The organism is Hungatella sp. (assembly GCF_046966825.1).
Genome location: NZ_JBKVCZ010000205.1, coordinates 1 through 7775, shown reverse-complemented (window position 1 = coordinate 7775; position 7775 = coordinate 1). Strand labels below are relative to the sequence as shown.

The following is a 7775-nucleotide window of genomic DNA, read 5'->3' as shown; positions in this document are numbered from 1 at the left end:
TCGTTGTCCTCCGCAAGCAGCACGCGAAGCCCCGGCTTAAACTGCCTCTTTACCGGGAAAGCATCTACCGGCGGCTCCGGGCGGAGTGTCTCGCCGTCTCCCGCCAGCTTTAAATATATGGTGACAACAAACTTCGTTCCAACGTCCATCCTGCTATCCACCTGTATGGTACCGTTCATCATGGACACGAGGTTCCGCGTGATGGCCAGTCCCAGCCCGGTTCCCTGAATCCGGGAGACTCTCGGGTCCTCCGCCCGCTCAAAGGGCATAAACAGCCTGTCTATAAATTCCGGCGCCATTCCGATTCCGTTATCTTCCACGGTAAATTCAAAACAGCCCACACCGCTCTCGCTGGACAGCTTTTCGTCCAGGCTCAGGCCGATCCGGCCGCCCACAGGCGTGTACTTAATGGCATTGGACAACAGATTGATTAAGATCTGCTTGATCCGCACCGCATCTCCACAGACCGTTCCATGCTCCAGCCCCCGGATCTGCGCTTCGTACTTCTGCTTTCTGTTTTCGGCCTCCGGACGTATGATCTGGGCCACCTCACCGACCAGTCTATCTAAGTGAATCACCTCTTCGCTGAGACTCATCTTGCCGGATTCGATTTTCGACATATCCAGAACCTCATTGATCAGTTCCAGAAGATGGGCTCCCGAAAGGCTGATCTTGGAGAGGCAGTCCTTTACCTTCTCCGTGTTCTGCAGGCTGTTCTCCGCGATCACGGTCATACCCAGAATGGCGTTCATGGGTGTCCGGATATCGTGGCTCATCCGGGACAGGAACTCCGACTTCGCCTGATTGGCCTGGTTCACGGACTCATAGGCTTCTTCCAGCGCCTGCTTTGCCCTCTTTTCCTCTTCGTAATATTCCAGTTCTCTCTGCTTCTCTTTATTGATATCACGGATCGCCAGGATTACCGTCCTGGGCTTTCCGTCCTTTACCGCCACCTGGTGAATCTCCAGCCTCAGCCACTCCGCAGACCGGTTATGGCGGAATTCCGTCTCGATATGGACGTTCTGCTCCGTCAGTACCCGTTCGATCTGCTCCCTGCTGCACAGCTCCGCCACCCGGTGTTTATCCTCCGGTCTGACGGAATCCAGAATATAGCCCCGCAGGCCGCCGGTATAGCCGCCGTTCCTGGGCGGAGGCGCTCCCCGGCCCGCTTCCGGAAGACGGACCGCATAGTAGCTGTCTGTCTCTAAATCCACGTAATAAATACTGACATACACGCCTCCGATCGCCTGGAATGCTGACTGGCTCATATACAGGCGCTCACTGTTTTCCGACAGCTTTGCTTTCATCTTATGGATATTGTGGAGCGCGCCTACCACCCGGTACGGCCTGCCGTTCTCCTCCATCAGCCTGCTGTCTGCCCGGAACCAGGTATACTGTCCCCTCACTCCATCCGGAGTGGAACAGCGCACCTCGAACACCTCGGAACGGCCGCGGCAGATATTATCCAGAACGGTCGGGACATCGTCCGGATGTACGATCTGCCGGTCAAGAAGAATCTTTGAGTAGTTTTTCAGCTCGTTGCGCAGAATTCCCTGTCCTGCCCTGGGTTCATAGCTGATAAAGGTATCAGAATCCATCAGATACTCAAACATGATCGCAGAACTCGCTTCCATGGACACCCGGTACATCTCCTGTTCCCGGTCCAGCCGCTCTTTTAAAGCCTTTCTCTGGGTAATGTCCACCACCGTACGCTGGAGAATGGCCTCCCCGTCGGCTGTGAAGCCAACGATCATGCTGCTTCCTTCCATCCAGCGGACAGAACCGTCCTTCCAGCCTACGCGGTATTCGCTGTCTCTCCGGTCTCCTGCCTGCTTAAGACTGTCATACGCAGCACGCAGAAGAAGGCGGTCCTCCTCCAGAACCGCGCCCAGCGTACCGTCCCGCCAGTCCTTAAGCCCTTCCTCCATCGTCCCATATCCCATCAGCGATAAAACCGCTTTATTTAAAGAGACAAGGCGGTAACCGCCGTCATGCTTCCGTACAAAACGGATGATTCCGCAGGGAACCGTGTCGTAAATACTGGAGAGCAGCTGTGCCTGCTCCCTGATCCGCTCGGCATCCTCCTCCGAACGCGTAATGTCCAGATAAAGGCTGTTGACCATCCATCTGCCTGACGTATCCTGGCACTTCTTTCCGCTGTCGATCACCCACTTCAGGCTTCCATCTCTGCAGCGCACCCGGTAGCGGGTGGAATAGGTAAGACCGCCATCCCGAAACGCCTCCGCGCAGTCTGAGAGCGCCTTCGGCAGATCCGGCGGATAGACATTCCCCACCGCATTGCCCCCGGTAGCCTCCATAAACTCTTCCACCGTATACCCAAAGAGGGCCGCCGCCTCCCTGCTGACAAAGGCAAAGGAATAGGTGTCGTCGTCGTTGCTGATCTTTAATCCGCCCGCGATAGAGGACATAATGACCTCCATCTGCCGGTTCTGCTGTCTCAGTTCTTCCTCCAGCGCCGAGACGCGCTCCTGCACGTAGTCGTAGGACTGCCTGCCTATTTTCTCCGGAAAATGCTCTCCGGCCATCATCTCCTGATACGGATTGGAGCAGTGGATATGATTGCACTTAAGCCCTTCCTCCGTCTCCTGGAACACAAAGGTCACCCGCTGATGCACCTTTAAATACATCTCGGCGCTGGGATCTGTGGCGATCCACATCCGGCCTGACACTATGTAAAGGCCTTCTGCCGGACAGATGACCTCATACTCCTCATCCTCGATGTTGCACTTCGGGATGACTCCCCTGTATTTCATAAACTGCTCCACACAGGCGTCTCTGCCCGTGACATACTCCTCTTCCCCTGCTCCAAGCCATGAAAACTCCGTTGAAAAAAGAGCCGTAACCGCCTCTACATCATGCTCACAGTAATGCTTATGCATGATATAACCAGCCAGACGCTCCGCCTCTTTCATACGCGCTTCCCGTTCTTTCCCTGTCTCTGCTCCCACGCCGCATTTACCCGCTTTCCCTGTCTGCATACCCGCTCAGTTTTTCTGTTCACTATTTCATATTATACTGAATCCACGCTTAAAACTCAATGCATTCTTAGTCATTGCGGCAAAATAATACGGCCGTGCTCCCTCTCAGTCAGGAACACGGCCGCGGTCGTGTAATCGGGTATCCAGTGCGATACCGCTTACTCTTCTGTTTTTACTCTGCCAAAGCTCATTAAAAATCCCAGCTTCTCAATGGCCTTGGACGCCTTCCACCAGTTCTCGCTGACGGCAAACTCCTTCGGGTACTTTTCTCCCAGCGCGAACCAGGTCCATGTGATATCCCACACACCGCCCGGCTTTCGCGTATCGATGAGGTACTCCAGTTCCTTCTCCACGATCTCTTCATTTCCCTTATAAAACGGGCTGTCCGGGGCCCAGATAAACTCCGAGGGACGCGGGGTATAGCCCGCCCATTTTTCCGTGTCGCGCTCGATGGAACGGTTTACGACCTCCGCCATTTTCCCCATCAGTCCTTCACAGGGGAAAGAGGCGTTTAAGCCGCTCATCATCACTTCTCCCAGCAGCATGCAGACTCCGCCGGCTCCCATCTCGCCGAAATCTTCCGCTGCAGCCGCTTTCTCAAGGATCCCTGCCGTATGCTCCAGGGCAGTCTGATAAACCGCAGACTCCGGTTCTCCGTAATGAAGGATAAATGCACACAGCCCTGCAATGATCCCCATGCTCTGAAGCTGATTCTCTGCCTCGTCATAGCTCCACCAGGGAGCGTGGGGCCATCCGTCATTGGACGGAACAGAGAACATCCAGCCGTTTTCATCGCAGCCAGCACCGCTTTCCAGATAGCGGAAAATGCCCTGCATCATGGGATGGCCGGCTCCCATGGCATCTGCGGCTCCCGTTCGTCTTAAGATTCCCGTTACCACCAGCGTGGCGTAAGGAGATGATTCCGGGTTCCAGCCATCCGGCTCCACTGCATGTCCAAAGCCTCCATCCTCATTCTGATAATATGACAGCGCATCGATCACAGCCTCCCGGCTCCCATTCTCGAAAAAATAATTCCAGACGGACAGCTCCAGTTCTCTTGCATTGCGGTGAATCCAGGTGCGGATCTCCTGATAGTCATTTTTGTTCAGTACTTTCATGTTCTTTCTCTCCTTCCGTGTTGTAACCGATACTATACCAGGGAAAGGCGAAAATGTATTGTAAAAAAACGACACGCTACCGGTTCTCCCTCGCGATTCGTCTCGCCTCCTCGGGCGCCATCCCGTGAAAGCGCCGGAATTCCTTTAAAAGATGAGCCTGATCGGTGTAACCATACCGGTAAACCGCGTCCTGGATATTGAATTCTTTACTGGAAACCATCTCTCGCCACACGTTCTGATAGCGCACCATACCGGCAATCCGTTTGATCGGCAGTCCCACCTCTTTTAAAAACAGTCTCTCCATCTGTCTCTGGCTGACACAGCTGTACTCGCAGATCTCTTTCACGGAGATCCGTCCCGAAGAGGCGAGAATCCGGTGTATGGAATTATACAGATCCGGCTTCCACTCCATCGATACCAGCTTTCTCAGCAGAAATTCCTCCACAAGAGCGATCCGGTCCTCTATCCTGTTCAAATAGAAAAAAGGTTCGAACAGCATTCTCCAGTCCCGGCCCAGCTCCTCCAGTCCAATCGTTGCATTCGACGTATCCCTGTAATTTAAATTCAAAAACAGTCCGGCGCTCCAAAAATAGAACCGTACGGCAAAACAGCTGACCTCATCTCCACTGATGCGGGGAACCGAAAGAAACGGCTGATCCTGAATCCCGCACAGGTACCCCGAAATCTCCTGTCTCGTATGGTTGATACGGATAATAATATCGGCACACGTATCCGGGATCACCAGGACGGGGGCGTTCGCTTCGCTCCCCCTCCTGTCCGGCGTGACCTCGTCTTCCATGGTCCAATAACATAAAATATAGGGGCGCAGCAATTCGCACGGCCTGTATTCCCTGTAGCGTCCGTCCGATAAAAACGGACGCGATGTCATGGGATGATACAGTCTGTGGAATAACGGCGCCCCTGCCTCAATTGCCCTGCACATTGTGATTCATCGCCAGGTGATCCGTCCCGCCCAGCATCGCCTCAAATTCTTCCTTCGGCATGGGTTTTGCAAATATGTAACCCTGGATCACGTCGCAGTCTGCGTTCTGTAAAAATTCCACGGTGTCTTCCTCCTCCACGCCCTCTGCGATTGTAGTAATATTCAGCTGCTTTGCCATGTTGATGAAATTGGAAACCACGATCCGTTCCCGGCGCACGTCCCGGCTTTTCCGGAAAAACAGGATATCCAGCTTCAGCGCATCGACCGGCAGATCCTTTAATAAGTTCAGGGAACTGTAGCCGGAACCGAAGTCATCCAGGGAGCAAAGAAAGCCTTCTTTTCTTAGTTTTATAACCAGATCGGAGAACAGCTCGGTATCCACCGCAAGAATGTTCTCCGTAAATTCCAGTTCCAGCATATGGTCCGGAATTCCGTATTTCTTCTTTACAGCCACATAGTATTCGACGAAGCCCGGCTGGAAGATTCCGACCTTTGACACGTTGACCGCGATATTCACCGGCCTTCCGCCTCCGTCCAGATACGATTTCAGCCAGATACAGGCCTGTTCAAACATATAGCGGTCCAGCTTAATGATGAGATCGCTCTTCTCAAACAGCGGAATAAACCGTCCCGGTGGGATCAGCCCCAGACGGGGATTCTGCCAGCGCACCAGAACCTCGGCGCCGCAGATCCGGTTTCCGTTCTGGATGTCCACCTTGGGCTGCATGTAAAGCCGGAATTCCCCATTTCTTATGGCGGGCTCCGCCTCCGCTTCCAGTGTGGAATCCTCCAGCGTCTTCTTCCGTATGTCGTCATCGTAATAGACAAACGCGCTGCCGTTTTTCTCCTTGGCCGTCTTATGAGCCATATTGGCATAGTTTACCAGGACATCCACCGTCTGCCCCCGGTCGCTCTCTTTCAGGCGGTAGACCCCAAGCGGAATCTCCAGAAACGGAAAATCCTCCATACCGGACTGTTTTAGATAGTCCAGAATCTCCTTATGGCCCCGGACCAGACCTTCGTCTTCCCTGCATTGCACGATTCCGGTAAAATTATCCGCGGCGATCCGGCAGCTCATACAGTCCGGACTTTCCACCATCTTTAAATACTCCGCCACCATGGAGAGCAGCCGGTCGCCCCCCTCATACCCCAGTACGTCATTGATAAACTTAAAATTCTTAAAATCCGCGTACCAGATCAGGCAGGCAGAAAGCTCCTGCTCCGCCAGGAATTTCTCCGCGTCCTTCTTAAAACCGTCAAAATTACGCATACCGGTCAGGGAATCACTGTAAGCCAGCTTCATCAGGGTCTTCTGATTCTCAGCCGCCATACGCCTCTGTGAACTGATCAGCCATATAAACAGCACACAGGCCGCCAGAATAATCGCCATGATGCCTCTTGCTGTCTCAATATAGCTGGAACGAAGCACCGCCACCGGAACCGTACTGACCTGGTACCACTGTCCTTCAATCAGAGGAAGAACATTCACCATGTATTTACTTCCTTTTTCGTCCTTTACAGTGAAGCTCCCGCTGTCTTCCTCCCGGATTCTTTCCGTGATCACCTCCTGATTTGACGACAAAGCCGTCTCAGCCATGGAGGGTTTGCTGATTATTACAAAATCACCGGATTCATTCAGGATATCAGAATAGCCGGAATTTTTCAAAAGGGGCATATCGATAATCGCCCTTAATACATTCGTTGCATGGACTGCGCAGAGGACGCCTTCCGTCTCTCCGTCGCTGTTTAACACTCTTGTTGCAAAATAATTGACGTATCCTCCCGCTGCATTGGAGTCCTCGAAGGTTGTGGATATACTCTTTTCCCCCTCCATCGCCCTTTGAAAAAAAGCTTCCTCTGCGATGGATATCGCCTCTATATTACCAGCCAGATCAACCATTTCCCCCTGTCCCGAGGCATCCGCGTATCCCATACGGATAAAGGCATTCTTATCGTTGACATCCGTCAGAATCTCCATGAGCTCGTCTGTCCGGATATTCGCCAGGCTCTGCAGACTTACGGACAGTCCCTCCAGAGTCTGCCAGTCACCTTCTATCTGTTTTAAAAGGGCGGTTCTGGTCTGGTTCGCCGCGTTATACAAATCTGTAATGTTCTCTTCCTCGCTCTTAACAATCATCTGAACGAGAAATAAAAGGCTGCTGGCAATAAAACACACACACACAATTACTGGCAGCAGCATCCCCTGCATTTCCTTCTTACCGCGTTCTTGCCATCTCATCTCTTGTTACCTCTTCTGTAGTGTTACTCAAATCATAATATATTTGCGAAGAATTATCAAGCAGTATGTCTCCTTTATCCGGGTACCGGCGGCGGAGCCGGGGAACTGTAACAGTACAGCCAGGAGAAAGCATGCAAATAGTGTCGAAACTTGACAAGTATGCAAAAAATTGTTATAGTATTTTTTGTAATATTTTCGTAACATTTATGAGAATAAACAATTTTACAGAAAATCAGAGGTTTTTATGAAGCATTCATGGAAAAATCCCCGGGGAAGCCGCATTGTAATCACTGCAGTAGCCATTGCAGCAGCTTTTACTCTTACTGCGTTTTCATCACCGGGACACTTGACCCCGTCTCTGCCGGAAACGGCAAAGGAAGGTATTATCACCGACGGCGGTTCCGTAAACGTCAAAGCGGCGGATGCGGCTCCTCAGGTCGGTATCGAGCGAAAAGAAGTTCCGGTAACCCACGCTC

The 7775-nt window shown here is 52.5% G+C and carries 4 protein-coding genes and 1 pseudogene; 1 reads left to right on the top strand and 4 read right to left on the bottom strand.

The window, feature by feature from the left end; translation table 11 throughout:
• The 4 genes from ACLTD4_RS31885 to ACLTD4_RS31870 all read right to left on the bottom strand — a co-directional run.
• The coding region (locus tag ACLTD4_RS31885; protein WP_412331883.1) for a PAS domain-containing protein at window positions 1-2999 on the bottom strand (2999 nt) is incomplete at its 3' end.
• Window positions 3000-3157: 158 nt separating this feature from the next.
• Window positions 3158-4117, bottom strand: a complete 960-nt coding sequence (locus ACLTD4_RS31880) for a hypothetical protein (RefSeq protein ID WP_117623480.1) — start codon at window positions 4115-4117, stop codon at window positions 3158-3160.
• Window positions 4118-4193: 76 nt separating this feature from the next.
• On the bottom strand, window positions 4194-5060 hold the full coding sequence (locus ACLTD4_RS31875) for a helix-turn-helix domain-containing protein (RefSeq protein ID WP_242352534.1): 867 nt from the start codon (window positions 5058-5060) through the stop codon (window positions 4194-4196).
• Entirely contained in the window at window positions 5044-7299 is a 2256-nt protein-coding gene (locus ACLTD4_RS31870) for an EAL domain-containing protein (RefSeq protein WP_117623479.1), read from the bottom strand. Before ACLTD4_RS31870 ends, ACLTD4_RS31875 begins: the two co-directional genes overlap by 17 nt.
• Window positions 7300-7543: 244 nt before the next feature.
• On the opposite strand from ACLTD4_RS31870, the pseudogene ACLTD4_RS31865 reads away from it, so the two are divergent.
• Window positions 7544-7775, top strand: a pseudogene (locus ACLTD4_RS31865) (cell wall hydrolase); the annotation flags it as partial.